At 65.8% G+C, this 26,060-nt stretch carries 25 protein-coding genes; 14 read left to right on the forward strand and 11 right to left on the reverse strand.

Translation table 11 applies throughout. The features are described 5' to 3' along the window. Positions 1 to 271 precede the first annotated feature (271 nt). On the reverse strand, positions 272 to 1,471 hold the full coding sequence (locus ACODRZ_RS20055; RefSeq protein WP_488970335.1) for an LL-diaminopimelate aminotransferase: 1,200 nt from the start codon (positions 1,469 to 1,471) through the stop codon (positions 272 to 274). 191 nt (positions 1,472 to 1,662) lie between these two features. Between ACODRZ_RS20055 and ACODRZ_RS20060 the strand changes: the two genes are divergently transcribed. The 5 genes from ACODRZ_RS20060 to lptG all read left to right on the forward strand — a co-directional run bounded on the left by ACODRZ_RS20060 (position 1,663) and on the right by lptG (position 7,813). Then, positions 1,663 to 3,522 carry a PHA/PHB synthase family protein gene (locus tag ACODRZ_RS20060; RefSeq protein ID WP_488970334.1) on the forward strand — a complete coding sequence of 620 codons (1,860 nt, stop codon included), beginning with the start codon at positions 1,663 to 1,665 and terminating at the stop codon, positions 3,520 to 3,522. A 282-nt stretch (positions 3,523 to 3,804) separates the two neighbouring features. Next, a complete protein-coding gene (locus tag ACODRZ_RS20065) occupies positions 3,805 to 4,797 on the forward strand; it encodes a phasin family protein (RefSeq protein WP_488970333.1) in 993 nt (330 codons plus the stop codon). Positions 4,798 to 4,915: 118 nt separating this feature from the next. Next, complete coding sequence (gene clpS, locus ACODRZ_RS20070; protein WP_488970332.1) at positions 4,916 to 5,314, forward strand: ATP-dependent Clp protease adapter ClpS; 399 nt, start codon at positions 4,916 to 4,918, stop codon at positions 5,312 to 5,314. A gap of 172 nt (positions 5,315 to 5,486) precedes the next feature. After that, positions 5,487 to 6,713: an LPS export ABC transporter permease LptF gene (gene lptF, locus ACODRZ_RS20075; RefSeq protein WP_488970331.1), complete on the forward strand. Its 1,227-nt coding sequence runs from the start codon at positions 5,487 to 5,489 to the stop codon at positions 6,711 to 6,713. Between the two features lie 2 nt (positions 6,714 to 6,715). After that, complete coding sequence (gene lptG / locus ACODRZ_RS20080; RefSeq protein ID WP_488970330.1) at positions 6,716 to 7,813, forward strand: LPS export ABC transporter permease LptG; 1,098 nt, start codon at positions 6,716 to 6,718, stop codon at positions 7,811 to 7,813. Positions 7,814 to 7,913: 100 nt separating this feature from the next. On the opposite strand, the gene ACODRZ_RS20085 is transcribed toward lptG, so the two are convergent. Next, positions 7,914 to 9,020 (reverse strand): fatty acid desaturase family protein, encoded by a 1,107-nt coding sequence (locus tag ACODRZ_RS20085; RefSeq protein ID WP_488970329.1) that lies wholly within the window; start codon positions 9,018 to 9,020, stop codon positions 7,914 to 7,916. A gap of 146 nt (positions 9,021 to 9,166) precedes the next feature. Between ACODRZ_RS20085 and ACODRZ_RS20090 the strand changes: the two genes are divergently transcribed. Then, on the forward strand, positions 9,167 to 10,327 hold the full coding sequence (locus tag ACODRZ_RS20090; protein WP_488970328.1) for a GNAT family N-acetyltransferase family protein: 1,161 nt from the start codon (positions 9,167 to 9,169) through the stop codon (positions 10,325 to 10,327). A 345-nt stretch (positions 10,328 to 10,672) separates the two neighbouring features. On the opposite strand, the gene ACODRZ_RS20095 is transcribed toward ACODRZ_RS20090, so the two are convergent. The 3 genes from ACODRZ_RS20095 to lipB all read right to left on the reverse strand — a co-directional run bounded on the left by ACODRZ_RS20095 (position 10,673) and on the right by lipB (position 12,522). Beyond that, on the reverse strand, positions 10,673 to 11,320 hold the full coding sequence (locus ACODRZ_RS20095; protein WP_488970327.1) for a glutathione S-transferase family protein: 648 nt from the start codon (positions 11,318 to 11,320) through the stop codon (positions 10,673 to 10,675). Positions 11,321 to 11,515: 195 nt separating this feature from the next. Continuing rightward, on the reverse strand, positions 11,516 to 11,842 hold the full coding sequence (locus tag ACODRZ_RS20100) for a hypothetical protein (RefSeq protein ID WP_488970326.1): 327 nt from the start codon (positions 11,840 to 11,842) through the stop codon (positions 11,516 to 11,518). Next, positions 11,839 to 12,522, reverse strand: a complete 684-nt coding sequence (gene lipB / locus ACODRZ_RS20105; RefSeq protein WP_488970325.1) for a lipoyl(octanoyl) transferase LipB — start codon at positions 12,520 to 12,522, stop codon at positions 11,839 to 11,841. Before lipB ends, ACODRZ_RS20100 begins: the two co-directional genes overlap by 4 nt. A gap of 83 nt (positions 12,523 to 12,605) precedes the next feature. Between lipB and ACODRZ_RS20110 the strand changes: the two genes are divergently transcribed. From ACODRZ_RS20110 to ACODRZ_RS20135, 6 genes are all read left to right on the forward strand, one after another. After that, a complete protein-coding gene (locus tag ACODRZ_RS20110; RefSeq protein WP_488970324.1) occupies positions 12,606 to 13,418 on the forward strand; it encodes a DUF7847 domain-containing protein in 813 nt (270 codons plus the stop codon). A gap of 172 nt (positions 13,419 to 13,590) precedes the next feature. Beyond that, the gene (locus tag ACODRZ_RS20115) at positions 13,591 to 15,624 is read left to right on the forward strand and encodes a TonB-dependent receptor (RefSeq protein ID WP_488970323.1); all 2,034 of its coding nucleotides are present in this window, start codon (positions 13,591 to 13,593) and stop codon (positions 15,622 to 15,624) included. 26 nt (positions 15,625 to 15,650) lie between these two features. Further along, positions 15,651 to 16,385 (forward strand): metallophosphoesterase family protein, encoded by a 735-nt coding sequence (locus ACODRZ_RS20120; protein ID WP_488970322.1) that lies wholly within the window; start codon positions 15,651 to 15,653, stop codon positions 16,383 to 16,385. A 1-nt stretch (position 16,386) separates the two neighbouring features. Then, positions 16,387 to 16,920 carry a (2Fe-2S)-binding protein gene (locus ACODRZ_RS20125; protein WP_488970321.1) on the forward strand — a complete coding sequence of 178 codons (534 nt, stop codon included), beginning with the start codon at positions 16,387 to 16,389 and terminating at the stop codon, positions 16,918 to 16,920. Beyond that, a complete protein-coding gene (locus tag ACODRZ_RS20130; protein ID WP_488970320.1) occupies positions 16,917 to 17,261 on the forward strand; it encodes an arsenate reductase family protein in 345 nt (114 codons plus the stop codon). Before ACODRZ_RS20125 ends, ACODRZ_RS20130 begins: the two co-directional genes overlap by 4 nt. A gap of 117 nt (positions 17,262 to 17,378) precedes the next feature. Next, positions 17,379 to 18,011: a class I SAM-dependent methyltransferase gene (locus ACODRZ_RS20135; RefSeq protein WP_488970319.1), complete on the forward strand. Its 633-nt coding sequence runs from the start codon at positions 17,379 to 17,381 to the stop codon at positions 18,009 to 18,011. 39 nt (positions 18,012 to 18,050) lie between these two features. On the opposite strand, the gene ACODRZ_RS20140 is transcribed toward ACODRZ_RS20135, so the two are convergent. After that, a complete protein-coding gene (locus ACODRZ_RS20140) occupies positions 18,051 to 18,743 on the reverse strand; it encodes a fumarylacetoacetate hydrolase family protein (protein ID WP_488970318.1) in 693 nt (230 codons plus the stop codon). Between the two features lie 152 nt (positions 18,744 to 18,895). Here ACODRZ_RS20140 and ACODRZ_RS20145 point away from each other — a divergent pair, with 152 nt between their 5' ends. Then, positions 18,896 to 19,414 carry a YqgE/AlgH family protein gene (locus ACODRZ_RS20145; protein ID WP_488970385.1) on the forward strand — a complete coding sequence of 173 codons (519 nt, stop codon included), beginning with the start codon at positions 18,896 to 18,898 and terminating at the stop codon, positions 19,412 to 19,414. Here the strand turns inward: ACODRZ_RS20145 and ACODRZ_RS20150 are convergent. From ACODRZ_RS20150 to ACODRZ_RS20170, 5 genes are all read right to left on the reverse strand, one after another. Beyond that, positions 19,411 to 19,965: a nucleotidyltransferase family protein gene (locus tag ACODRZ_RS20150; RefSeq protein WP_488970317.1), complete on the reverse strand. Its 555-nt coding sequence runs from the start codon at positions 19,963 to 19,965 to the stop codon at positions 19,411 to 19,413. The genes ACODRZ_RS20145 and ACODRZ_RS20150 overlap by 4 nt on opposite strands. Further along, positions 19,962 to 20,978, reverse strand: coding sequence for an XdhC family protein (locus ACODRZ_RS20155; protein WP_488970316.1), 1,017 nt, complete (start codon positions 20,976 to 20,978; stop codon positions 19,962 to 19,964). Before ACODRZ_RS20155 ends, ACODRZ_RS20150 begins: the two co-directional genes overlap by 4 nt. Continuing rightward, complete coding sequence (locus ACODRZ_RS20160; protein ID WP_488970315.1) at positions 20,975 to 21,607, reverse strand: TetR/AcrR family transcriptional regulator; 633 nt, start codon at positions 21,605 to 21,607, stop codon at positions 20,975 to 20,977. The genes ACODRZ_RS20155 and ACODRZ_RS20160 overlap by 4 nt, the downstream gene beginning before the upstream one ends. A gap of 109 nt (positions 21,608 to 21,716) precedes the next feature. Next, positions 21,717 to 22,433 carry a murein L,D-transpeptidase catalytic domain-containing protein gene (locus ACODRZ_RS20165; RefSeq protein ID WP_488970314.1) on the reverse strand — a complete coding sequence of 239 codons (717 nt, stop codon included), beginning with the start codon at positions 22,431 to 22,433 and terminating at the stop codon, positions 21,717 to 21,719. Between the two features lie 250 nt (positions 22,434 to 22,683). Beyond that, positions 22,684 to 23,928, reverse strand: a complete 1,245-nt coding sequence (locus ACODRZ_RS20170) for a polyhydroxyalkanoate depolymerase (protein WP_488970313.1) — start codon at positions 23,926 to 23,928, stop codon at positions 22,684 to 22,686. 267 nt (positions 23,929 to 24,195) lie between these two features. Between ACODRZ_RS20170 and ACODRZ_RS20175 the strand changes: the two genes are divergently transcribed. Further along, a complete protein-coding gene (locus ACODRZ_RS20175) occupies positions 24,196 to 25,995 on the forward strand; it encodes an ABC transporter transmembrane domain-containing protein (protein ID WP_488970312.1) in 1,800 nt (599 codons plus the stop codon). The last annotated feature ends 65 nt before the right edge of the window (positions 25,996 to 26,060 follow it).

Raw genomic sequence — 26,060 nt, forward strand, 5'->3', positions numbered from 1 at the left:
AAGGTTCGCCGAAGTCGAGCGTCCAGCCGCAAGCCCTGAGGTCGAAGTCGATCGGGATCCTGTCAGCGCCCAACCATCGAAAGTGATACGGCGATTCACGCCGCAAAAGAAGATCCGCCATCTGCCCCCCAAATAGCCCGCTATTCCAATGCAATGGGCGGCGAGATGGCGTATTCTTGCCCTATGGTACAACACGTATATTATTACAGGGCGGCCGTTCGTTAACTTCAAAATCCCGCAGAAATCCTGAGGTTTCTGCGGAATGTGACTGTCACGATGAAGGAGTATTAACCCCCATTGATGTCAGGTAGCGCTTCACATTGCGGGCCGCCTGACGGAGGCGCTGTTCATTTTCCACCATGGCGATTCTGACGAAGCCTTCGCCATCCTCGCCATAGCCGACGCCCGGGGCGACTGCGACTTCAGCATGGGTGAGGAGTTGCTTGGAGAATTCCAGGCTTCCCATTTCCTTGAGCGCCGGAGGCAGCGGAGCCCAGGCAAACATCGAGGCTTTGGGGGCGGGGATGTCCCACCCTGCACGGCCGAATGCCTCGACCATCACGTCGCGGCGCTTCTGGTAGAGATCGCGGTTGCGCTGGACAATGTCCTGTGGACCGTTGAGGGCGGCGCAGGCAGCCGCCTGGATCGGGGTGAAGGCACCGTAATCGAGGTAGGACTTCACGCGGGTCAGTGCCGAGATCAGCTTCTGGTTGCCGACCGCAAAGCCGATGCGCCAGCCGGCCATCGAGTAGGTCTTGCTCATCGAGGTGAATTCCACCGCGACGTCCTTGGCTCCCGGCACTTCAAGGATCGAGCGGGTTGGGTTGCCGTCGTAATAGAGCTCGGAATAAGCGAGGTCGGACAGGATCCAGACCTTGTTCTCCTTTGCCCAGGCGACAAGGCGCTCGTAGAAGGCGAGGTCAACAGTCTCGGCCGTCGGGTTCGACGGGTAGTTGACGATCAGGATCGATGGGCGCGGCACGGTGAAGGCCATCGCGCGGTCGAGCGAGCGCCAATAATTCTCGTCGGGTGTCGTCGGCACCGAGCGAATGGTCGCGCCGGCGATGATGAAGCCGAAGGTGTGGATCGGGTAACTGGGATTGGGCGCCAGCACCACGTCGCCGGGCGCTGTGATCGCGGTAGCCAAGCTGGCAAGGCCTTCCTTCGAGCCCATCGTGACGACGACCTCGCTCTCGGGGTCCAACTCCACGTTGAAGCGGTTGGCGTAGTAGTTGGCCTGTGCGCGGCGCAATCCGGGAATGCCCTTGGACTGCGAATAGCCGTGCGCGTCGGGCTTCTGGGCCACTTCGCACAGCTTGTCGAGCACGTGCTGGGGTGGCGGCAGATCCGGATTGCCCATTCCGAGGTCGATGATGTCCTTACCGGCCTGGCGGGCTGCGTGCCTCATCGCGTTCACTTCGGCGATGACATAGGGCGGCAGTCGCTTGATGCGGTAGAACTCGTCTTCCATGACCTCTGGTATCCAGTAACTTTGGCGGCAGGATCGCCGCTTGGTCCCTGTAGGGGATTCGCAAGCCTGCGCAAATGGGGACTCGCGAAAGATAATTGCAGGAAATGTCACGCCGAAGCGTGCGAAGGGGGCTCGACAGGAGTCTGCGACGCGGCCAACCTGCATGCGAATCCCAAGGAGAGCGATTGCCGATGGCTACCGACGCCGACCTCATCAGCGACGTCATGAAGTCCCAGGTCCAGAGCCTCACCACGCTGTTCGGCCAGATGATCCCTGCAGAGGGTACGCCTGAGGCGGAAGCCACGGTGCAATGGGCCGAGGTGGCGGGGCGACTGCATTCGATCTGGACTGAGTTCCAGGTCGATCAGTTGAGCAAGGCATCGGCCGAAAAGCCGCCTCACTATGCCGATCCCATGAAGTGGATCGCCACGGCCGAAGGCGTGTTCCGGCAACTTCCTTTTGCCAACCCCGAAGTCCAGCAGAAGTTCTGGAACGAGGGATTGGCGCTGGTGAATGCGGTATTCGGGCAGTACGGCCTTGGTCCACGCGGGGAGCAGGCTCAGGCGGAGCCCGAGTTGCCGCGCCGCGACCATCGCTTTTCCGATCCGGAATGGCGCCGCCAGCCGTTCTTCGCGATGTTGCATCAGCTCTATCTGTTGATGAGCGAACAGGTTACCGGTCTTGCGGAGGCGGTCGAAGGAATGGAGCCTGCGCGCAAGGCGCAGTTGCTTTTCGCGACGCGCGCCATAGTGGATGCCCTGAGCCCGGCGAATTTCCCGCTTACCAACCCTGTCGCTCTGGCGAGAGCTACCGAAACCCGTGGTGAGAGCCTCGTGCGCGGTTTCGAGAACCTGCTAGACGACATGCGCAAGGGGCAGCTAACGCATACGCGACCCGGCGCCTTCGTGCTGGGCGAGAACATCGCGGTGACGCCGGGCAAGGTCGTCTTCGAGACGCCGCTCTACCAGCTCATCCAGTACACCCCGACGACCGACAAGGTTCTGAAGACTCCCCTGGTGATCTTCCCGCCATGGATCAACCGTTTCTACATTCTCGATCTCAACGCCCGGAAAAGCTTCGTGCGTTGGGCGGTCGAGCAGGGTGTGACCGTGTTCATGGTTTCGTGGAAGTCGGCCGACGCCTCGATGGCGGACCTTCTTTGGGACGACTACATCGCCGCTCAGATCGAGGCGGTGGACTTTGCGCGCAACCGTCTCGACGTGCCGTCGGTGCACACGATCGGCTATTGCGTGGCCGGCACTACGCTCGCCGCCACGCTGGCTGTCCTCGCGCGAAAAGGTGAAGCGGGCAAGGTCGCCAGCGCCACCTTCTTCACCGCACAGGTCGATTTCGAGGATGCAGGCGACCTCAAGAACTTCATCGATGACCAGCAGATCGAGACGGTCGGCCGCCTGTCGCCCGAGGGTTATCTCGATGGGCGCTATCTTGCCGCGACCTTCAACATCCTACGCGGCAACGACCTCATCTGGAACTACGTCGAGCGCAATTACCTCAAGGGCGAGGATTACCCTGCGTTCGACCTGCTGCACTGGAACGGTGACGTCACCAACCTTCCGGCGCGCTGGCATCGCAATTACCTGCGCGACCTCTATCGCGACAACCGGTTGGCCGTAGCCGATTCGCTGTCCGCCTGCGGGGCGCCGATAGACCTGCACCGCATCGCAACGCCCTGCTATATCCAGGCCGGACGCGAAGATCATATTGCTCCGGCGACCAGCGTCTGGAAGTTGACCCGCTATCTCGCCGGGGACTGGACATTCCTCCTCGCCGGCTCCGGCCACATCGCAGGCGTTGTCAATCCGCCGTCTACCGGCAAGTACCAGTACTGGACGAATGCCGGATCGCCCGAGTCTCTAGCGGAATTTGTGGAAGGGGCGACCGAACATCCCGGTTCCTGGTGGCCGCATTGGGTCGAGTGGCTGCGCGATCTCGACCCTGCCGAAGTCCCTTCGCGCGGTAAGCGCAAGCCGGGCGCACGCGGTGACAAGGTCATAGAAGACGCGCCGGGTCGCTACGTCTCCACGCGCTGAAACAAGGTCCATTTCGGCATTTTAATTGCGTGACCCGAGCTTGCAGGCGTGCTGACACATGGCTGTAATCTGCTGCAGACAGTCTGCGTGAACCTGAAAAGCAAGACAAAATTGTGCGGCGCAGCACAAATTGTGCACCGCAACATAGAAGTGTTGACTTCGCGTCTGCAAAAATCTATTTTGCAACGCAGCAACGGTCCGTGCGACTCGTGGTTTGCATGGATTTTACCGGGGTGACGCCCGGCTCATAATCGAAGTTTTCAAAAAAGGCTGGATGCTCAGATGGCCGATAATGAAGACCCGAAGACCAATGTCGCTCCCGTAACGCCTCCCAAGGTTGTGGAAGCCAGGGTGGCTGACCCGGTCAAATCCATTCCGGATGCGCCGGAAAAGCCCAAGGCGGAAGCGCCCAAGCCTGTGGCGGCTGCGCTGCCCTCGGCGGCGGAGCCTGCGGCACCAGTTCCCTCCAAGCCGGAAGCCTCGACGAAGGTTGATGCTCCCGTCAAGGCGCCCGTCGTAAAGGCGGCGCCGGTCAAGGCGCCTGTAGCCAAGGCACCACCGGCAAAGACGCCGGTGGTCAAGGCTGCGGAACCCAAGATCAAGGCCGCTTCGGTCGCTCCCGCAAAGCCGAAGCCGGTCGCACCAGTTGTTCCGGCCAAGGTTGTCGAGACCAAGCCGGCCACTACGGTTGCCAAGGACGTCAAGGAAACGGTTGCTGCCGTTCCGGTTCCGAAGGCGGCCACAAAAACGGCGGCACCAAAGACCGCCCCGAGGCCCGTTTCGGGCAAGCCCGTCTTCGCAGGACTGTTCTCCAATTTCATGCTCGAGGAAACGACAATGGACATGAGCGCTAACTTCACCGGTTTTCAGGACGCCATCACCGAGGCTCAGGCCAAGGCCAAGGCCGCTTTCGAAAAGAGCACCAGCATGCTCGGCGAAGTCAGCGACTTCGCAAAGGGCAATGTCGAAGCTGCCGTCGAATCGGGTAAGATCTACGCAGAGGGCGTGCAGGCGCTTGGTTCGGAATTCGTGTCGGAAAGCCGCGCTGCTTTCGAGAAGATGTCGGGTGACGTCAAGGAACTCGCCGCCGCCAAGTCGCCGACCGATTTCTTCAAGCTGCAGAGCGATCTCGTTCGCAAGAACTTCGACACCGCCGTGGCGTACAGCTCGAAGAACAGCGAAGCCATGCTCAAGCTGTTCAGCGACACTTTCGCGCCGATTTCTGGCCGCGTGAGCATCGCCGTCGAGAAGGCGCGCTCGGCCGCTCCGTTCTGATTTCAGACAGGTTCGCTCGGCCGGGTGACGTTGTTATCCGGCTGATTGAGCCATCTGACCGAGAATATCGGCCGGGGCATCTTGTTATCGGACGCCTCGGTACGATATTCTGAGCACCATGATTCCCCTGATCGCTGATTCTGACCTGTCGCTCTATCCGTTCGCGCCTGTCCCGGTCGTGATGGCGGACAGCGACGATTCCGATCATGGTACTGGCGATGACCATCAGATCGGCATCGCCACCAAGACCCGCGCCAAGCCGAAGAAGCCCAGCCAGTTCAAGGTGCTGATGCTCAATGACGACTACACCCCGATGGAATTCGTGGTGCTGGTCCTGAAGCGCTTCTTCCATATGGACCTCGAGCAGGCCACGCGCGTCATGCTTCACGTTCACCAAAAAGGTGTCGGTGTCTGCGGCATCTTCCCTTACGAAATCGCCGAGACCAAGGTGAATCAGGTGATGGATTTCGCCCGGCAGAATCAGCACCCCCTCCAGTGCACGCTGGAAAAGGCCTGATCGCGTCATCTTGCAGGCGAGCAACCTTCAGGTTCCTGCACCGTTGAACAGCGAAACAAGCGCTTTGATAATGCCATCAGGGCGGCAAGACCTTCGGCTTGCGACAAATCGCTTTGCCCACCCGGCGCGAGCCGTTAAGGGCGAGGGAGAACGGTTGAGTGACGACGTCTAAGTGAAGTTCATCAACGCCCTGGATCGCTACATCTTTCGCCTCGTGCTGATGCCGATGCTGGGCATATTCCTGCTCGCGGCATCGCTGCTGGTGCTCGACAAGATGCTGCGGCTCTTCGACTTCGTCGCTACGGAGGGCGGGCCGATCGGCGTCGTCTTCAAGATGCTGGCGAACATGATGCCCGAATATGCCAGCCTCGCCATTCCTCTTGGCCTGATGCTCGGCATCCTGCTGGCTTTCCGCAAGTTGGCGACGAGCAGCGAACTCGACGTCATGCGTGCCGTGGGCCTTAGCTACACTCGCATACTTCGCGTGCCCTACATGATCACGATCGTGCTGGTCATCGCAAACTTCGCGATCGTCGGCTACCTCCAGCCCTTGTCGCGCTACTACTACGAAGAACTCAACTATGAGCTGAAGTCGGGTGCGCTGGGCGCCTCGATCAAGGTGGGTGAGTTCACCGCGCTCAAGGATCGTATCGCCCTGCGCATCGATGAGAGCCGGGACGACGGGCGCAAGCTGATCGGCATCTTCGCGCGACTGTCGAACGACAAGGGGCAGGTGCTTTCGATCTCTGCGCGCGAAGGACGCTTCCTCGCGCTCAAGGATAATCCGGACACGATCATCTTCCGCCTCGAACAGGGCCAGATCATCCAGGATGAACCCGGCAAGCCTTCTCGCGTCCTGACCTTCACTCGCCATGATCTGCCGATCGAACTTCCCGCGATCGAGAAGTTCCGCCAGCGCGGCGGGCAGGAGCGCGAATACCTGCTGCCCGAACTTCTCAAACTGGGCTGGGACAAGGATGCGCCTACCGAGGAGCGCGTCTCCAGCCAGGCGAACTTCAACTATCGTATGGTCGAAGTGGTGATGATGCTGTTGCTGCCGCTCCTTGGCGTCGCACTGGCGATCCCGCCCAAGCGGTCGACTTCGGCCCTCGGCCTGTTTGTTTCGATCGTGATGGTGGTGGCTTATCACAAGGTCAACCAGTACGCGAACGACGTCGCCTCGCTCGGCAAGATGAACCCGATCCTGGGGCTGTGGGGACCGTTCTTCGTCTTCGCGGCGATCATCCTGTGGATGTACTGGCGTGTGGCATACATACCGGGAGGGCAGGCGATCGGATGGCTCGAGACGGCGTCCGACAAGGTAGTCAAGCGCCTAAAGTCGCTGCTGCGCCGGAACAGGCGCGGGCCTATCCTGCCGACGCCAGCGGACCAGAGCTGACCATGAACCTCGAATTCTTCCCGTCGCGCACGCTGACGCTCTACCTTGCGCGGCTTTTCCTGACACGCATCGTCGCCGTGCTGATCATGCTGGTGCTGGTGCTGCAGGTGCTCGACCTTCTCGGCGAAAGCGGCGATATTCTGGCCTACAAGGGCAACGGCCAGATGCAGTTGCTCTACTACGTGTCGTTGCGGGTCCCGCAGCTTATCGCGCGGTTCCTGCCCTATTCCGTCCTGCTGGCCACGATCATCACGCTTGCGACGTTGAACCAGAACAGCGAAGTCATCTCGATGAAGGCGGCGGGCCTGTCGGCGCATCAGGTGCTGGCGCCGCTGATTCTGACAGCGTTAGTGATCTCCGGCTTCAGCTTCGCTTTCAACGAGCGCGTGGTCACCCGCGCCGCGCGCACCCTAGATGCGTGGCAGGCGGTCGATTATGGGCCGATCCCGAAGAACGCGAGCCCGAAGGCGAACCTCTATCTCGCGGACGGCCGCGATCTGCTGCTGGCGCAGTCGCTTTCGGGTGAGGGTAACGCGATGACGCTGCACGGTGTCACGTACTATCGTCGCGACGACAACGACATGATCGTCGAGATGATGCGCGCGTCTACCGCAGCTTACGCGAATCCCGGCTGGAGGCTCGACAAGCCGACCAGATTTCAGGTGTCCGACACCACGACGACGACGCTGGCTGCAGCCACCGTCGCGCCGGGGATCACGCCGATCAAGATCTTCATTTCGAAGGTCGATGCCGATGCCGAGGACATCTTCACACTCACCGGTTCGATCAAGGCAGTGCGTGAGGCAGGGCGGCGGACCAGCGAACTCGACGCCGCGTGGTGGCACAAGCTTTCCGGACCGCTGTCTTCGGCGCTCATGCCTTTGCTGGGGGCCGTGGCGGCCTTCGGTCTGGCTCGTTCCGGTGCGCTGCTGATCCGCGCGGTGACCGGCATGGCGCTCGGTTTCGCCTACTTCGTGTTCGACAATGCGGCTCTGGCGATGGGTAACTTCGGTGGCTACCCGCCGCTGATCGCGGCATGGGCGCCGTTCCTGCTGTTTGCACTCATCGGCGAGACGGTCCTGATCAGGACCGAGGAGTAAACCTTTCCCAAAGTCTCCGAGGTGCTTGAGGCATCAGACTTGGAAGCTCCGGATGGGCTTCACAAAAACCCGATGAGCCAGCCTCATCGGGTTTTTTGTATCAGCGGCGGGTCATCGTGCTGCGCGCCAGCCGCCCGAGCAGCGGGGTGAGGCCGGGATAGCTGGCCTTTGTGTAAGTCGAGTCCTCTTCCAGATGGCCGGTGAGGCGGCGGTGCGCCTCGGCCAGCGAGTGATAGGGCATCGAGGGCAGCAGGTGGTGCAGCGCATGATAGCGCAGGCCCACCGGTGCCCACATCGCCGCGACGAAGCCGGGCGGCGGCACGTTCACCGAATCGAGATACTGCGCGGTGACGGTCATCGCCTCGCCATCGTTCTCCCACAGATGGGCGACCAGCGTGCGGACCTGATTGAGCAGCGCGGTGAACGAGACGACGCACAGCGCGATCAGCAGCGGCCTCCAGCCCCAGGCGAAGCTCGCCGCGACGACGCCGATGGCCCAGACCGAACAGGCCAGTTCCTGCCAGAACACCATGCGGGCGAAGTCGCCCTCAGGCTTGCGGCGCTTGTACTGCGGGTTGATGGCGAGCGCCGAGACGCGCTCCCACACCAGCGTGCGAAGCGGGGGAATCACCACGCCCAGCGGCACCAGCACTGCCGAGCGGATCAGCAGCGCGGGCGGCAGCAGGATCGCGGTGAGCGCGAAGACCGGCAGGCTCCACGGCTTCATCAGCGCCAGCGGCAGGTACTCCGGGTCCTCGACCGTGCCGTAGCGGGTGCGGGCATGGTGCTGGGTATGCACGCCCTCGTACATGAACGAGGGGATCAGCATCGGTACGCCGACCAGCAGGTTCCAGCCGAAGCGGAAGCCGGGCAGGGCGTCCTTGTGGATGTGCGTCAGTTCATGGATGAACAGCAGCGCGCGGTAGAGCGCCAGCGAGGCGATCACGCCCAGCAGCACCGCCACCACCGGATTGCTCACGAGAATCGCCCCCGCCAGCGCGGCATAGCCGAGCGCGGCGCTGCCCAGCATGTCCGGCCAGTAGATCCCGGGCCTGGCCGCCGCGATGTCGCGCGTCAGTTCGACGGCGGCGCGCAGCATCGCCTTGTCGTCGGGCATCTGCGAGTGCCACGTCGATCCCTGCGCGGCGTCGCGCGCATTGGGCTGTCCATCGGTCTGGGTCAGGTCGATCGCATTCTGGGCATTCATCGTGCAAGATTTCCAAAGTGTTTCCGGGCATAAGGCCGCCCGGTTAGCGCTCCACCGCAATTCGCCGTGCGGTCCGACTTGACAACCTGCCGCCATCGGCAGCACGTCGCGCTCATATTCCGTTACGCCAGAACAAAGGCAGCATCGTGGCCGAACTAGTCATCACACCGATCTCCAGCAAGGCCGACATCGCCGCTTTTGTCGATCTCGCTTATCGACTCAATGCGTCAGATCAAAACTGGGTACCGAATCTGCGCTCGGAGGAGATCTCCAAGTTCACCGCAGGCAAGAACCCGTTCTTCGAGCATGCCCGCGTCCAGTTGTTCCTGGCGAAGCGGGACGGCCGTATCGTCGGCCGCATATCGGCGCATATCGATGAACAGGCGCTGAAACAGCCGCTTGAGCAGGGCATGGGGCCGGGTACTGGCAACTGGGGCGCGATCGAGGCGGAGGATGCCGAAGTGGCACACGCCCTCATCGCCCGTGCCGAGCAGTGGCTGCGCGAGCAGGGCATGACCCGCGTGCTGGCGCCGATGAACCTGTCGGTATGGGAGGAGCCCGGCATCCAGACGGTAGGCCACGACCATGCGCCGATGGTGATGATGGCGCACCACAATGCCGCTTATCAGGGCTGGATCGAGAGCCAGGGCTACACCGTCGTCAAGACGCTGAAGACCTACGAACTCGACGTCACCAAGCAGTTCCCGCCGCTGATCCAGCGCATCGTCTCGTCCGGCGAGAAGAACGCCAAGATCAACGTGCGCGGCGTAGAGCTGAAGCATTTCGACCGCGAAGCCGCGATCATCTGCGAGATCCTCAATGATGCCTGGTCGGACAACTGGGGCTTCGTGCCCTTCACCGACAAGGAGATCGAGTACACCGGCAAGGCGTTGAAGCCGCTGGTGCACCCCGAACTGATCATGATCGCCGAGTACGAGGGCGAGCCGGTGGCGTTCATGATGACGCTGCCCGATCTCAACGGCATCCAGATGAAGGTCAACAAGCGCAACGGCAAGCCGTCGATCCTCGGCCTGATCAAGCTGCTGCTGTGGCTGCGCAAGCCGAAGCCCGCCGACATGCGCGTGCCGCTGATGGGCGTGCGCAAGAAGCTGCAGTCCTCGCGCCTCGCCAGCCAGCTGGCCTTCATGATGATCGAGTATATCCGCCGCGCCGCCACCAGCAAGTTCGGGGCGAAGCGGGGCGAGATCGGCTGGGTGCTCGAGGACAACCAGGGCATGGTCGCCATCGCCGACGCCATCGACAGCACCGTGAACCGCGAATACGCGATCTACGACAAGGCGCTCTGAGCGCCCGAGGTTTACACGGTTTACACGGTCCAGAGGGAAACACCGGGCCGTCGTTCGCGGGCGTGAATGGCGGATTTGCGTGGTTTTCGGGCCGAGCTGTCTTTCGCAAGGTGACAGCTTTCCATTGGAGAGTGTCACCTTGTGCGCGCGATGTGTCACTTTGCGCGCAAAAAGTGTCACCTTAGGCGCCGGACCTGTCACCTTGCAGGCGCGATGTGTCACCTTGTGCGTGAAAAGTGTAACCTTGCGCGATGAACCGGCTGCGTAACGTCCGGGAAGAAGGCGGGGCAGGGCGCGCATCGGGCGAGGATACCGCTGCGCTGCTGCTGTAGGAAAACGGTTCCCTCAGCGCCCGGCCTGTTCGAACACCGCCAGCTGTGCCGCGAAGGCGCGCTGGAAGGCGGGGCGTTCCTCGCCGCGTGCGATATAGGCGCGGAGCCTCGGGTAGTCCTCCAGCAGTCCCGAACTCGCCAGACGGCGCAGCACCGCGATCGTCATCAGGTCGCCCGCGCTGAAAGCACCGTCCAGCCATTCCGCCCCGCCCAGCCGCGCTGCTAGGTCGCCCAGCCGCGTGCGCACGCGGGCGTCGAGCATCGTCAGGCGCTCTTCGTGCCAGGGCTTGTCGTGCTCGAACAGCGTGGCCATCGAGCGTTCGATGATCGGCGGCTCCAGCGTGGAGAGCGCGGCGAACATCCATGTGATCGCGCGGGCGCGGGCCTCGCCGTCCTCCGGCAGCAGCCCTGTATGGCCCTGCGCCAGATGCAGCACGATGGCGCCCGATTCGAACAGGGTGAGATCGCCTTCCTCGTATGTCGGAATCTGGCCGAAGGGGTTGCGGGCGCGGTGCTCGGGCTTCTTCATCGCGGCGAACGAGACGAGGCGCACTGTGTAGGGCTGCGCCACTTCCTCCAGCGCCCAGCGGACCGGCATGTCGCGGGCGAGGCCGCGGCCGCGGTCGGGGGAGGTTTCGAAGACGGTGAGGATGGGCAGCATCGCGGGTGGCTCCGGTTGGGGAGCATGATGCGCCTGATGGAGAGGTTGGTGCAAGGGGCGCATCCTCCCCGTCGCGTAGCGATGGGGAGGGGGACCGCCGCCGCAGGCGGTGGTGGAGGGGGAGAAGGCGCAGACCCCTCCGTCAGCCCTGCGGGCTGCCACCTCCCCATTGCTTCGCAACAGGGAGGATTTTGCTTAGGGCTGCGTCGGCGTAGCGGATGGCGCCGGAGGCGGCGGAGCTTCGATCACCGTCGCGGGCTCTTCACCCTCGACCACGTCATCCGCCACTTCCGACGGCGGCACCGCAGGTCCGCCCGTGCGCGGCAGACCCAGCCCGGCATTCGGGTCCGACAGCGAGGCCTGCGACTTCACCGTATCATACGGCAGCATGTCGTCGCTGACCGAGCGCGGCAGCAGTTCGCCGCCCGCCGCTGCCTTGGGCTGGTCGTCCGCCTTCTTGCCGCAGCCGCCGAGCGCCAGCACTGCCATGGCGACGGGCAGGATCAGGTGTGCGGACTTCATGCTGCGGTCTCCGGTGTACTCGGCGGGCAGGGGCTTTCCAGCGAGGCGAGGAACGCCGGGGCGCGCGCGATCAGGGCGGCGTCGAAGGCGGCGAGGTCCACGTCCTTGCCCAGCCGCTTGAGGCTGGTGACGCCGAATTCCTCGATGCCGCAAGGCACGATGCCGGTGAAGTGCGACAGGTCGGGCGCGACGTTGACCGAGAAGCCGTGCATGGTCACCCACTTGCGGATGCGCACGCCGATCGCGCCGATCTTGGCCTCGCGACCGTCGACGTCAGTGGTCCAGATGCCGATGCGGCCTTCGGAGCGGAAGGTCTCGACGCCGAAATCGCGCAAGGTCTCGATCACCCAGCCTTCGAGGCCGTGGACGAAGCCGCGCGCGTCGCGGGCGCGTTTCTTGAGGTCGAGCAGGACGTAGCCGATGCGCTGGCCGGGGCCGTGGTAGGTATAGCGCCCGCCGCGACCGGCCTCGACCACCTCGAAACGCGGGTCGAGCAGTTCGGCGACGGCGGCGCTGGTGCCGGCGGTGTAGACTGGCGGATGCTCCAGCAGCCAGACCAGTTCGCGCGCCTCTCCGGCGGCGATGGCTGCGTTGCGGGCGGTCATCTCCTCCAGCGCCTCGCGGTAAGGCACCGGCTCGGTGGAGATGCGCAGTTCAATATCACCGGGTAGCGAAGTCATGCCGCGTTGCGTGGCGTCATTCCATGCGGTTATCAAGTGCAAACGCGCCAACCGGCGTCTATGGCGGGATCATGGAACCCTTGATGAAGTTCGACAGCAGCCGGGCCTGGAGCCAGGCGTCCCAGGCCGTTTCCGCCAACCGCGAGGTGGTGCTGGCTCTGGCGGGGGTGTTCTTCCTCCTGCCGCAGCTGATGTTCTCGATCTTCTTCCCGCCGCCGGAAACCGGCGCGGGGATGACCGAGACGCAGATGATGACCATGCTGCGGAACTATTATCTCTCGGCGGCGTGGGTGCTGCTCCCGATGGCGCTGTTTCAGGCGCTGGGCTCGCTCTCGCTGCTGTGCCTGCTCGACAGCGACCGGCGGCCGACCGTGGGTGGGGCGATCCGCGCCGGGCTGAAGGGCGTGGTTCCCTATCTCGTCGCGCAGATCCTGACGGGCATGGGGCTGGCGCTGATCGCGATGGTGGTGGCGGGTGTTCTGGGGCTTGCGGGCGGCGTCGTCGGCGGGGTGATCGGGCTGGCAATCGTGCTGCTGTTTGCCATCGCGGTGGGCGTGCGGCTTTCGGTGGCCGCACCCGTCATCGCGGTGGAGCACGTGTTCAATCCGGTCGCGGCGCTGGTGCGCTCATGGCAACTCACCCGGGGCAACACGGCGCGGCTGCTGGGGTTCTATGCGCTGCTGGTCATCGCGATGGTGGTGCTGCTGATCTTCGCCAATATGCTGACGATGCCGATCGCGCTGCTTGCTCCGGGCGAAGTCGCGCGCTTCGCGGCGGCGGCCGTGGAGGCCGTGCTGGCGACGATCATGGCGCTCTATTTCGTGGCCGTGGTTGCACAGGTCCATCGTCAGCTGGCTGGACCATCGGCGGATGCGCAGGCGGATCTCTTCGGATAAGTTCCTGCCCCCGCTGCTCCGCCATCCTGCGGGTGGTTCGGTCTCCGGGCGAGCCCAGGCGAAGAGTTTCCGCGTCATCCCTTTGGTCGCCCGCGCGGTGTCCGTCTTGTCAGCCGCGAGGCTTTGCACGAGACACCGGGGCGGAGAACGATGCCTGAAAACCGGAAAAACCATGACCTCGATTCGACGCCGTACCGCCCGTGCCCTGCTCACCCTGCCGCTCACCCTGCTCGCGCATCCCGCGCTGGCCGAGGACGATGACGCCGCCCCGCGCGAGCCCATCGTCGTCACCGGACACGGGCTTTCCGACGGCCCGACGACGCCCGCCTACGACGTCCAGACGATCGAGCGCGACAAGCTGGTCTCCAGCGCCTCGGGCCGGATCGAGGACGTGCTGGCCTCGGTCGCGGGGTTCCAGCAGTTCCGCCGCTCCGACAGCCGCTCGTCCAATCCCTCGAACCAGGGCGTGACCCTGCGCGCGCTGGGCGGCAATGCATCGAGCCGCGCGCAAGTGCTGCTCGACGGGGTGCCGGTGGCGAACCCGTTCTTCGGCTACATTCCGCTCAGCGCGCTCTCTCCCGACCGCCTGAGCACCGTGCGCGTGACGCGCGGCGGCGGCATGGGCGCGTTCGGCATGGGCGCGGTCTCGGGCACGATCGAGATGGAGAGCGCCGGCCCCGATGAACTCGGCCCGGTAAGCGCGGAGGCGCTGGTCAACAACCGGGGCGAGACGCAAGGCTCGCTCACCGTGGCCCCGCGCCTGGGTGAAGGCTTCGTCGTCGCGGGCGTGCAGTGGGATCGCGGTCAGGGCTTCTGGACCACCCCCAAGGACCAGCGCGTCGCCGCAACCGCCCGCGCACAGTACGAAAGCCTGTCCGGCTCACTGCGCGCCGTGGCGCCGCTGAGCGACACCGTCGAAGTGCAGGCATCGGGTCTCGTCTATGACGATTCGCGTACCTTGCGCTTCAAGGGTGCGGATTCGACGTCGTCCGGCCAACAGGGTTCGCTGCGCTTCGTCGGCCGGGGCGACTGGCAGTTCGACGTGCTGGGCTTCGTCCAGGCGCAGGACTTCTCGAACATCGTCATCAGTTCAACGAGCTACAGGAAGACGCTCGATCAGGCCAAGACCCCGACGCTGGCGGTCGGCGGCAAGGCGGAGATCCGCCCGCCGGTCGGCGAGAACCACGTGCTGCGCATCGGCACCGACGTGAAGCTCTCGCGCGGGAACCTTGTGGAAGCACCCTATAGCGCCGTCACCGGCCTCGCCACCGCGCATCGCAAGGCGGGCGGGCGGCAGTCCGACCTCGGCTTCTATATCGAGGACGACTGGACCATCGGCCAGTTCGTGCTGACCGCGGGCGGCCGCCTCGACCGCTGGACGATCACCGACGGCTACTACCATCAGGTAAGCGCGGCGGGTGTGGTGACGCAGGACACCCGCTACGCCTACCGCGACGGCTGGAACGCGAACGGACGCGGCGGGATCGTGTGGAATGCCGGCACCGCCGTCTCGCTGCGCGCCGCCGCCTATACCGGCCTGCGCCTGCCGACCCTGAACGAGCTGTACCGGCCCTTCGTGGTGTTCCCGATCACTACCAACGCCAATGCCGCCCTCAAGCCCGAGCGTCTGCGCGGCTACGAGGCGGGCGTGGACTTCCACCCCTCCGAGGCGCTGAACCTGTCGCTCAACGCCTTCGACAACACCCTCAAGGACGCCATCGCCAACGTCACCTTGTCCTCCACCGTGCGCGAGCGGCAGAACGTCGATTCGATCCACGCGCGCGGGATCGAGGCGAGCGCCGACCTCAAGCTGGGCAAGGTCGATCTGTCCGGCTCGCTGTCGTGGACCGACGCCAAGGTGAAGGCGACCGCCGCGCAGATCGCGCTCGACGGCATGCGCCCGGCGCAGGTGCCCAAGCTGGCGGCGAGCGGAACGGTGGCATGGGCACCCGCCGACGGCTGGCGCCTTGCCGCCACGCTGCGCCGCACCGGCGCGCAGTACGAGCACGACCTTCAGGTCGACACCCTGCCCGCCGCGACGACGCTGGACCTTTACGCGCAAGTGCCGATCACGCGCTTCGCCTCGCTGGTCCTGCGCGCCGAGAACCTGACCGACGAGACGATCGTGACGCGCAATGCGGGCGGCTCGATGGATCTGGGCCAGCCGCGCACGTTGTGGGCGGGGTTCAGGCTGGGCTTGCGCTAAGGCTGCGAGTGGGGCACCGCGAGGGCATGGCCATCGCGGTGATCTCCGACATTCACGGCAACCTCGGCGCGCTCGACGCGGTGCTGGCGGACGCGGCCTCGCGCGGGGTGCGCCGGGTGGTGAACCTCGGCGACATCCTGAGCGGCCCGCTCGACAGCGTGGGCACGGCGGAGCGGCTGATGGCGCTCGGGCTGGAGACGATCCGGGGCAATCACGAGCGCCAGCTGCTCGAACAGTCGCGCGCCGAGATGAACCTTTCCGACGCCGCCACCGATGCCGTCCTGCAGCCGCGCCACCGCGACTGGCTGGCGTCTCTGCCGGTGGACATGTGGCTGGAGAGCGACCTCTACGCCTGCCACGGCTCCCCGCGCGGCGATCTGGAGTTTCTGCTGGAGACGGTAGAGCCCACCGGCTGCCGCGCCGCCACCCCAAACGAGATCGCCGAGCGGCTGGGCGGGATCGACGCCCCGCTGGTGCTCTGCGGCCACTCGCACAAGCAGCGCGCGGTCCGCCTCGATGACGGGCGGCTGGTGGTGAACCCCGGCTCGGTCGGCCTGCCCGCCTTCGCCGACGATCATCCGCATCCCTACGTCATCGAATCGGGTTCCCCCGAGGCCCGCTATGCCGTGATCGAGCGCGGGCCTGACGGCTGGGAAGCGGAACTGCTCGCCGTTGCTTACGACTGGACCGCCGCCGCCCGCCGCGCCGCCGAGGGTGGGCGCGACGACTGGGCGCGGGCGCTGGCCACCGGATACGCCTGAGATGACCCGCTTCACCGTCAACGACCGCCCCGTCCAGTTCGAGATGGACCCGCGCACCCCGCTGCTGTGGGCGCTGCGCGACGCGGCCAACCTCACCGGCACCAAGTACGGCTGCGGCGTGGGCGACTGCCATGCCTGCACGGTGATGGTCGACGGCGCCGCGCTGCGATCGTGCCTTATCACATTGGCAGAGTGCGAGGGCCGCTTCGTCGTCACCGTCGAGGGCCTGTCGCGCGACCGCTCGCACCCGGTGCAGCAGGCGATGGTGGCCGAGCAGGCGGTGCAGTGCGGCTTCTGCACGCCGGGCATCGTCATGAACGCCGCCGCTCTCCTTGCTCGCAACGCCAGCCCGAGCGAGGCGGATGTGAAGGCGGCGATCCCCAACCTGTGCCGCTGCGGCGTCCAGCCCCGGCTCGTGCGCGCGATCCAGCGCGCCGCCGCCGTCGCCCGCCGCGAAGAGAAGATCGACGCCGCGCCGGTCCCCGGCGGCTCCGGCAGAATTCCGGCGTTATCGCCCAAAGGAGACACCCCATGAAGGCTACCATCTGGCACAATCCCAAGTGCGGCACTTCGCGCAAGACCCTGGCGATCCTCGAAGAAACGCCGGGCGTCGAGGTTACGGTGATCGAATACCTCAAGACCCCGCCGAGCGCCGAAAAGCTGGCGCAGCTCTACCGCGACGCCGAGATCACCCCGCAGCAGGGCCTGCGCATCCGCGGCACCGATGCCGAGGAACGCGGCCTGCCGCAGGCCGACGACGCGACCGTCCTCGCCGCCATGGCCGCCGACCCGATCCTGATCGAGCGTCCGCTGGTCGAGACCGACAAGGGCGCGCGGCTTTGTCGCCCGCAGGACACGGTTCACCAGATTCTCTGACCCGGTTTCCCCATCCGGCGCGTTCCGGCAACGCGCCATCGCCTTGCATTGGCAGGGACAATCTGCCACCGCATTGCACATCCGTGACATGACAATATTGCGAGAGCCTTCCTCAGCATGACCAGCACCGAGCTTGCCCGACAGCCTTTGGCCCAACGGATCAGGCGCAAGATCAAGCAGGGCATGGGGCCTTGGGGCGTGTTCCTCGAAGGCTTCATCCGCAACCCGGTGATGGTCGGCTCGATCGTCCCGTCCTCGCGTTTCACCATCAACCGCATGCTGTCGAAGGTGGACTGGGCGAACACCAGGCTGTTCGTCGAGTACGGCCCCGGCGTCGGCACCTTCTGCCAGCCGGTGCTCGACCGCCTGCCGCGCGACGGCATGCTGATCGTCATCGACACCAACCCGATGTTCATCGACTACCTGCGCCGCACCATCACCGACAGCCGCTTCGTCGCGGTCAACGGCTCGGCGGCGGACGTCGAGGAGATCGTGCGCGCGCACGGGCATGAAAAGGCCGACTACGTCCTCTCGGGCCTGCCGTTCTCGACCCTGCCCAAGGGCGTGGCGCCCGCCATCGCCTCGGCCACCTACCGCGTGATCCGTAAGGGCGGCGCGTTCCTGGTCTACCAGTTCCGCCCCAAGGCGCGCAGCTACATGGCCCCGCACTTCAAGCGCATCGACGACGCGATTGAGCCGATCAACGTACCGCCCTGCTTCATGTGGTGGGGCTGGAAGGACGAGGATTGATTTGAAGGTTCCCCGGCCGCTGGACGACCGGGGACGCATTCACTCAGCTGCGCCGATTTCCAGTCGCAGCGGGGTCAGGCCGTCGATCGTGCCTTCCAGCACGTCGCCCACCGCGACCGGCCCCACGCCCGCCGGGGTGCCGGTGTAGATCAGGTCGCCGGGCGCCAGATGGTAGAGGCGCGAGAGGTCGGCGATCAGCTCGGGGATCGACCAGATCATGTCCGAGAGCACGCCGTCCTGCTTCACCGCGCCGCCCTGCGACAATGCAATGCGCTGGCCTTCGGGCGTGAAGGCGGCCGCGGGCGTAATCGGTGCGATCACCGCGCCGTTCTCGAAGTCCTTGCCGGTGTCCCACGGGTAGCCCTTGGCCTTTGAGGCGTTCTGCAGGTCGCGCCGGGTCATGTCGAGGCCGCAGGCATAGCCGTAGACCACCTCCATCGCTGCCTCGGGCGCGACGCGGAACGCGGGCGCGCCGATGGCGACGACCAGTTCCATCTCGTAATGGCAGTTTTCGGTGCCCGGCGGATAGGGGATCGCGCCGCCGTCGAGGCACAGAGCTGCGGGGGCCTTGTTGAACCAGATCGGTGCCTCGCGGTCGACCGCGTTGCCCAGTTCCAGCGCGTGCGCGGCGTAATTGCGTCCGACGCAGAAGATGCGGCGCACCGGATAGGCGGCCTCTTCGCCGACGACGGGCACGGCGGGGGCGACGGGAAGGTCGAAAAGCAGGGTCACTGGGCTGGGTTCTCCTTTGTGCCGGGGACATAGGCCGCCTGGTCGCACAGGGAAAGCGCTCTCTCGGATAGGGGGCTTGTGGTCGGCGTGAGGCGGCATAGAGTGGGCGGGTGACGACGGAACAGTATCTTGCAGGCCGCATCCTGCTGGCGATGCCCGGCATGTTCGACCCGCGCTTCGAGCGCTCGGTCAACGTGATGTGCGTGCATGACGAGAATGGCGCGCTGGGCGTCGGCATCGGCCACGTGCGCGAAGGCGTGCGTTTCCATGACGTGCTGGAGGAGCTGGGCCTCGACCCCGGCGTCTCGCCCAACCGCGAGATCATGCACGGCGGCCCGGTCGAACCGGGGCGTGGGTTCATCCTGCACTCGGCCGACTGGGGCGGCAGCGATACCATAGAAGTCGCGCCGCTTTGCGGGCTGTCCGCATCGATGGACGTACTGCGCGCGATCGCGGCGGGGCAGGGGCCATCGCAGTGGATCATGGCGCTGGGCTATGCCGGATGGGGCGCGGGCCAGTTGGAGGGCGAGATGCGCCACCACGGCTGGTACGCGGCCGAGGGTCACCGCGAAGTCCTGTTCGCGACGCCGCCGGAAGGGCGCTGGTCGGCGACATGGCGGGCGGAAGGGATCGATCCCGCGCTGCTTTCGAACGAGACGGGGCGGGCCTAGGCGCCTGCGAGGTCGCCCGGCCGGTCCACGTCGAAGTGGATTGCGGGCGAGGACACCTCGACCATCACCACATCGTCGCGGCTGCGCAGCAGGCGTCCCGCGCCCTCGTCTCCGGAGAGCGCGGCGATGGCGGGGAAGGCGGCGGCGGAGAGCAGGACGGGATGACCCGGCTTGCCCTCGTGGCAAGGCATCGCGGCATAGCCATCGCCGATCGCGGCTGCGAGCATCGGTGCGACCTCGGCAGGAATGCGCGGCATGTCGCCGAGGAACACGAAGGCGGCTTCCGCCTCTCCGGCCGCCGCGACCCCCGTCTTCAGCGTTTCGGACAAGGCGCCGCTTTCCAGCCGCACCGTCTCCACCGCAGGCGTGCCGGGCCATTCGCCGGTATCGAGCCCGGGCCGCGCGACCACGATCACGCGATCGACCGGCGCGGCGCGGGCGATGCGGATCGCGTGATGGAGCAGCGGTTGGCCATCGAGCAAGGCGCTCAGCTTGTCGCTGCCGAAGCGCGTGGAGCGCCCTGCCGCAAGCACTACTGCAACGGCGTTCAAGCCCGCTCCCGCGCCGGGTTCAGCGCCTGCATGATTTCGGCGATGATGCCGGTGGCGACTTCCCAGGGCGACTTGCCGAGGCCGGGGACGCCCGGCGAAAGCTGCAGCCGCGCCAGTTCCCCGGCGCTCGCGCCTGCCGCCTCCAGTGCGCCGAGGCGCTGGGCGGCGCGCGATTTCGCGCCGATCATGCCGACGTAGCCCGCCCCGCCGCGCAGCGCGGCAAGGCAGCCGCCAAGGTCGTGGTGATCCTCGTGCGTGGCGCCGAGGTAGGCGGTCCAGCGATCGACCTTGAGGTGGGCGAGCGCCTCCGCAGGCTCCTCGCGCAAGTAGCGCGAGACCGGGAAGGGGGGCGGCGCGTGCGGGCCGCCGGGGCGCAGGAGAATGGTCTCGAACTGCGCCATCGCGCCCAGTTTCGCGGCGGCGAGCGCGCCGGGGTCACCCCCGGAAACGATCAGGCGGCGCGGCGGATCGTAGCGGCGGGCGATACGGAACGGGTCTTCTCGAAGCACGAGCAGCGGGCCGTCGCCCTCCTGCACCTGCTGCGTCTCCCCGTCGCTCTGCCAGATGCAGGTGCGGCGCTCGGCGGCGTGGCCGAGCAGTTCGGCGGCGACGGGGGAGCCGGGCGCGATCCGCTCCAGCAGCACATGCAACGCACCGCCGCAGCGCAGGCGCAAGTCGATCCACGGACTGCCCATGCCGTAATGCAGGCGCTTCGGCACCCCGTCGGCGAGCACCTGCGCGGCGTGGCTGGCGACGTCACCCTCGATGCAGTCGCCGGAGAAATAGCCGCTCGCCGCGATCTGGCCGTCGGATCCTGACGCGAACAGCATCTGCGCACCGGGACCGCGCGGGGCGCTGCCCGCGACCTTGTAGAGTGTCGCCAGCGCCGCCGGACGGCCCGCTGCAAGAGTGGCGTGCAGGGCGGGGCGCACGTCGTCGATCCAGCCGAATTCGGGCCAGTCCGCGTCCTCGATCATGCCGCCGAGGACCGGGTCTTGTATCAATGTCGTCACGCGCGCGCTGCCTGGCGCTCCCCCGTGGCGCCGACTACCGTGTCGCCGACCAGCGGGGCGATGACCAGACGGTGCAGGATCGTGGCCACCTCCTCCGGACTGCGGGTGGAGGCGGGGGCTTCGCCGCCCTGGGCGAGCCACCACGCAAGGATGTCGATGGTCGCGCCGGTGCCGTGGATCGTGCCGAGGTCCGAGGGCAGCCAGGGATGGCGCGAATGCGAGGCTTCGGCGAGGCCGAGCGCCTGACGGATGAACTCTTCGCGCACGATGCCCGCCGCGCCGCCGGTCAGCAGCGCCGACCACAGCATCGCGTGCTCATGGACGTGACGGCAGACTTCCAGCGTCGATTCATAGCTGTTGGCGGCGTAGAGGATGGGGATCGTTCGGCTGAGCAAGTCCTCGATCTCGTGCGCGGCAACGTCGGCCAGCAGCGCTTCCTTGGTCGGGTAATGCCGGAAGAACGTGGCATATCCGGTGCCAGCGCGCGCGCTGATTTCGCGGATCGTCAGCTGGTCGAAAGGTTTCTGCTCAAGCAAGGCCAGCAGCGCCGAAGTCAGCGCCTGGCGCGATCGGACCTGTCGTGCATCGGTGGGAGCCTCGCGCTTGAGGCCGGTCAGGCTGGTATCCATGATACTATGCGTATCATTGCGATGAAGGCGTGTCTAACCGCAGACGCTGTGAGCCGGCTGCAACGCTGCGTTGAGGCCGATGCCGCATCCACGTCAGTGGATCAAACAATCACCCTTCGCCGATGCGATCGGCGAACAGCAGGCGACCGCCCGAGAGGTGCCACAGTGCCTCGTTGAAATTGGCGTCGCTCATCGCGAAGCAGCCCTCGCTGCGGCCGAGCTTGCCCCACTTGTCGATCATGTTCTGCGCCACGTACCACGCGGGGTGCATCACGATCGCGCGGGGGAGCGCCATCGAGTTGTCGTTGTCGAGCCCGACGAGGCGGATCGAGGTGCCGTACTTGCCCTTATACCACTCGGCGGTGAGGTAGGCCCCGCGCGAGGTCGCCTCCGAACCGGGGGTGTTGGAAAAGCTCTGCAGCCAGCCGCTGTGCGCCGGGTCGGACCCGCGCCCGTGGGCCACGAGGAACGAGCGCACCGAGCCGTTTTCGAGATTGGCGAAGTGAAGGCGCTGCTTCCAGGAGGGCTGGTCGAAGTCGACGATGCCGACCACGTCCGCGCGCCAGATGTGATTGCGCACGCGCGCGGCCTGCTTCGAGGCGACGTCGAGCACGCGGCGTTCGTAAAGCGACAGCCCGGTAGGCGATGCCGGAACCGAGGTCAGACTGTTGGGAAAGGAACCGGCGAGCGGCGCGACGGCTTCTCCGGGCGCGGTCGAATCGGGAAGGACACCTTCGGAGGCGAAAGCCCGCGCGGGCAAAGCCAGACCGATGCCGGCGACAAGCCCGCCCTTCAGTATTTTCCTTCGACTATGTGCGCGATCCATAGTGGCGGTAATACCACAATCGGTCCCGGTGATCCACCATCTCGTCGCGCGATCGGCGCTGGGCGGGAGCGTTCCGCCGCAAAAAACGTTTGGCGGGGCCGCGACTTAGGTTTGAAGATTCGCCGCAGGCGAATCTTACGGCACCGGCCCACGCCCCCACCCGACCACGGAAGTATATTTGATGGGTGGTCGGGTGGAGCGTGGGCCGGTGCCGCCCAGAAATGCCCAGCGGGCATTTCTCAAACAAACATCAGGCAACCACCTTGAGCGGCTTGCGCTGGTGCTGGGCGATCCAGTCCTCCAGCACCGGGGCGATTCGCGTGCGCCACTTGCTGCCGTTGAAGATGCCGTAGTGGCCCACCTCGGCGGCGAGGTAGTACTTCTTGCGCTTCTCGGGCAGGTGGCTGGCAAGGTGCAGCGCGGCGCGGGTCTGGCCGATGCCGGAGATGTCGTCCCGTTCGCCCTCGATCGCCAGCAATGCCGTGTCGCGGATTCCGGACAGGTCGATCCGCTCGCCGCGATGCACGAACTCGCCCTTGGGAAGCGAGTGATTCTGGAACACGTGCTCGATCGTCTGCAGGTAGAATTCGGCGGTCATGTCGCATACCGCGCGATATTCATCGTAGAACGCCTTGGTGGCATCGGCGCTGTCGCCGTCGCCCGCGACCATGTGCTTGAACATGCCGTAGTGGCTCATCATGTGGCTGCCGAGGTTCATCGCCATGAAGCCGGCAAGCTGCAGGAAGCCCGGATAGACGCGGCGGCCGCCGCCCGGATAGGTCGCGGGAACGGTGGCGATGACGTTCTGCTGGAACCACGAGAGCGGCTGCTGCATCGCCACGTCGTTGACGCTGGTGGGCGCCTCGCGCGTGTCGATCGGGCCGCCCATCATGGTGAGGGTGGCGGGGCGGCAGGGGTGCTCCTTCGCGCCCATGATCGCGGCGGCGGCGTAGGCCGGAACCGAGGGCTGACACACCGCGAGGACGTGGGTGCCCGGGCCGATGTGCTCGAGAAAGGAGATCACGTAGTCGATGTAGTCGTCGAGGTCGAAGCGACCGGCGCTCATCGGCACCAGCTTCGCATCGGCCCAGTCGGTGATGTAGACTTCGGCGCTTTCCACCATCCGTGCGACGGTGCCGCGCAGGAGAGTGGCGTAATGGCCGCTCATCGGCGCGACGATCAGCAGCTTGGGCGCGTCCTTGCCGAGTCCGGGATGCTCGAATCGCAGCAGGTTGCCGAAAGGCTTGTGCAGCACGATCGATTCGGTGACCGGCTGGACCTTGCCGCCGACGGTCACGGTTTCGATGTCGAAAGCGGGTTTCCCGCGCGGCGAAGCGGCGTGCGCGAAGACGTCCAGCGCCGAGGCCATTACCGGGCCGAGACCCGAATAACCGAATGGAAGCGAGGGGTTGGTCAGCAGTTCGGCGCCGACCGACGCCCATGCGGCAGCGCTGCTCATCATGGCGCGCTGCAACTCGTAGGCATTGTAGAGCAAGTCGATTCTCCTAGCTGGTTCGGGGCCGATTTCGGGGCCGAACCAGCCGTTGTACGGGGTTCTTACCCTCCAATTAGGGAACTAGAGGTTATCGTTGCAACGCGGCAATTCCGATTTCAGGCAGGTGATCTTCGCAAGAGAGACACGTTTCGCCGCGAATCGGGCAGTATGTCCATGGCTACAAGGAAGCCTTTTCCTCCGCTTCGCTAGGCTGTAAGGCGCGGCGCCATGGATGGGACGCAAGGCAATGCCCCGGGGCAAGAGACCATGATCGAAGAGCCGAAGCGGCCCCGCCGCAGTCTCGGCCCGCTGCGCATGGTCTGGCGCGAGATGCTCAAGTATCCGGGCCGCATGGCCACGGCAGGCGCGGCGCTAATCACTACGGCGACCTCGACGCTGGCGATCCCCTATGGCTTCCGGCAGATCATCGACAAGGGCTTCGCGCAAGGCGCGGACCCCAGCGCGATCCGCTCGTGGTTCCTGATGCTGATGGGCGTGGTCGTGGTCCTCGCGATCGCCACCGCGATCCGGTTCTACTCGGTCTCGTGGCTGGGCGAGCGCGTCGTCGGCGACATTCGCCTGCGCGTGCAGCGCCACCTGCTGACCCTGGCGCCGAGCTTCTTCGAGGAGAACAGCCCCAAGGAAATCTCCTCGCGCATGACCGCCGATACCGCGATCATCGAGCAGATCGTGGGCACCACCGTCTCGGTCGCGCTGCGCAATGCGATCATGGCGCTGGGCGGGGTGATCTATCTCTTCGCGCTGGAGCCGGGGCTGACGGCCTGGCTGGTCATCGCCATTCCGGTGGTGATCCTGCCGATCGCCGCTTTCGGTCGCAAGCTGCGCGCCGTCTCGCGATCCAGCCAGGACCGCGTGGCAGACATCGGCGCGCTGACTGCCGAAGTGCTGGGCGCATTGAAGGTCGTGCAGGCGTTCAACCAGGAAGGCCGCGAGCAGGGCCGCTTCGCCGCCGCCGTGGAGCGCACGTTCGACACCGGCCGTCACCGCATCATGATCCGCGCGATCATGACCGCAGTGATCATGTTCCTGATTTTCGGTTCGATCACCATGATCATGTGGCGCGGCGCGATCGGCGTGGCCGAGGGCTCCATCACCGGCGGCACAATCGCCGCCTTCGTGGTGACGGCGGGCATCGTCGCGGGCGCGTTCGGCTCGCTCACCGAGGTCTACGGCGATCTCGTGCGCGGTGCGGGTGCGGCCAGCCGCCTTGCCGAACTGCTGAGCGAGCATCCCACCATCGCCCCTCCGGCACGCGCTCTGGTGCTGCCGAGCCCGGCGCGCGGCAAGCTGGCGTTCGAGCGCGTGACCTTCCGCTATCCCTCGCGGCCCGAACTTCCGGCGCTGCACGACTTCAATCTGACCATCGAGCCGGGCGAAACCGTCGCCATCGTCGGCCCGTCGGGCGCGGGCAAGTCGACGCTGTTCCAGTTGGCCGAGCGGTTCTACGACCCGCAGGGCGGCGCCATCAAGATCGACGGCGTGCCGCTCGCCTCCGCCGACCCGGCCGAGATTCGCGCGCGCATCGCCCTCGTCCCGCAGGAAGGCGTGCTGTTCGCCGCTTCCGCGCGTGACAACTTGCGCTACGGCAACTGGCACGCCGACGACGAGGCGATCTGGCAGGCCGCCCGCGCCGCCAATGCCGAAGGCTTCCTGCGCGCGCTACCGCAGGGCCTCGACACGTTCCTCGGCGAAGACGGCGCACGCCTTTCGGGCGGCCAGCGCCAGCGCATCGCCATCGCCCGCGCGCTGCTGCGCGACGCGCCGATCCTGCTGCTCGACGAAGCCACCAGCGCGCTCGACGCCGAGAGCGAGCGGCTGGTGCAGGACGCGGTCGAGACGCTGATGGCGCAGCGCACCACGCTGGTCATCGCCCATCGCCTCGCCACCGTGCGCAAGGCGGACCGCATCGTCGTCATGGACGGCGGCCGTATCGTCGAGCAGGGCACGCATGAAAGCCTGAGCGGGCAGGGCGGTCTTTATGCACGGCTGGCGTCGCTGCAGTTCGACACTGTCGTCGCGGGGCAGCCGATCGCGCCGCTGGGCTGAAGCGCCCCTTTCGTCATTGCGAGCGCAGCGAAGCAATCCAAGGCAACGCAAACCGCCCTGGATTG

Source organism: Novosphingobium sp. FG90, from assembly GCF_057808725.1.

Bases quoted from the DNA above. Each gene is read 5' to 3' on its own strand.
- ACODRZ_RS20055 (WP_488970335.1), bottom strand. From the start codon at position 1,471: ATGGAAGACGAGTTCTACCGCATCAAGCGACTGCCGCCCTATGTCATC.
- ACODRZ_RS20060 (WP_488970334.1), top strand. From the start codon at position 1,663: ATGGCTACCGACGCCGACCTCATCAGCGACGTCATGAAGTCCCAGGTC.
- ACODRZ_RS20065 (WP_488970333.1), top strand. From the start codon at position 3,805: ATGGCCGATAATGAAGACCCGAAGACCAATGTCGCTCCCGTAACGCCT.
- clpS (WP_488970332.1), top strand. From the start codon at position 4,916: ATGATTCCCCTGATCGCTGATTCTGACCTGTCGCTCTATCCGTTCGCG.
- lptG (WP_488970330.1), top strand. From the start codon at position 6,716: ATGAACCTCGAATTCTTCCCGTCGCGCACGCTGACGCTCTACCTTGCG.
- ACODRZ_RS20085 (WP_488970329.1), bottom strand. From the start codon at position 9,020: ATGAATGCCCAGAATGCGATCGACCTGACCCAGACCGATGGACAGCCC.
- ACODRZ_RS20095 (WP_488970327.1), bottom strand. From the start codon at position 11,320: ATGCTGCCCATCCTCACCGTCTTCGAAACCTCCCCCGACCGCGGCCGC.
- ACODRZ_RS20100 (WP_488970326.1), bottom strand. From the start codon at position 11,842: ATGAAGTCCGCACACCTGATCCTGCCCGTCGCCATGGCAGTGCTGGCG.
- lipB (WP_488970325.1), bottom strand. From the start codon at position 12,522: ATGACTTCGCTACCCGGTGATATTGAACTGCGCATCTCCACCGAGCCG.
- ACODRZ_RS20110 (WP_488970324.1), top strand. From the start codon at position 12,606: ATGAAGTTCGACAGCAGCCGGGCCTGGAGCCAGGCGTCCCAGGCCGTT.
- ACODRZ_RS20115 (WP_488970323.1), top strand. From the start codon at position 13,591: ATGACCTCGATTCGACGCCGTACCGCCCGTGCCCTGCTCACCCTGCCG.
- ACODRZ_RS20120 (WP_488970322.1), top strand. From the start codon at position 15,651: ATGGCCATCGCGGTGATCTCCGACATTCACGGCAACCTCGGCGCGCTC.
- ACODRZ_RS20125 (WP_488970321.1), top strand. From the start codon at position 16,387: ATGACCCGCTTCACCGTCAACGACCGCCCCGTCCAGTTCGAGATGGAC.
- ACODRZ_RS20130 (WP_488970320.1), top strand. From the start codon at position 16,917: ATGAAGGCTACCATCTGGCACAATCCCAAGTGCGGCACTTCGCGCAAG.
- ACODRZ_RS20135 (WP_488970319.1), top strand. From the start codon at position 17,379: ATGACCAGCACCGAGCTTGCCCGACAGCCTTTGGCCCAACGGATCAGG.
- ACODRZ_RS20145 (WP_488970385.1), top strand. From the start codon at position 18,896: ATGCCCGGCATGTTCGACCCGCGCTTCGAGCGCTCGGTCAACGTGATG.
- ACODRZ_RS20160 (WP_488970315.1), bottom strand. From the start codon at position 21,607: ATGGATACCAGCCTGACCGGCCTCAAGCGCGAGGCTCCCACCGATGCA.
- ACODRZ_RS20165 (WP_488970314.1), bottom strand. From the start codon at position 22,433: ATGGATCGCGCACATAGTCGAAGGAAAATACTGAAGGGCGGGCTTGTC.
- ACODRZ_RS20175 (WP_488970312.1), top strand. From the start codon at position 24,196: ATGATCGAAGAGCCGAAGCGGCCCCGCCGCAGTCTCGGCCCGCTGCGC.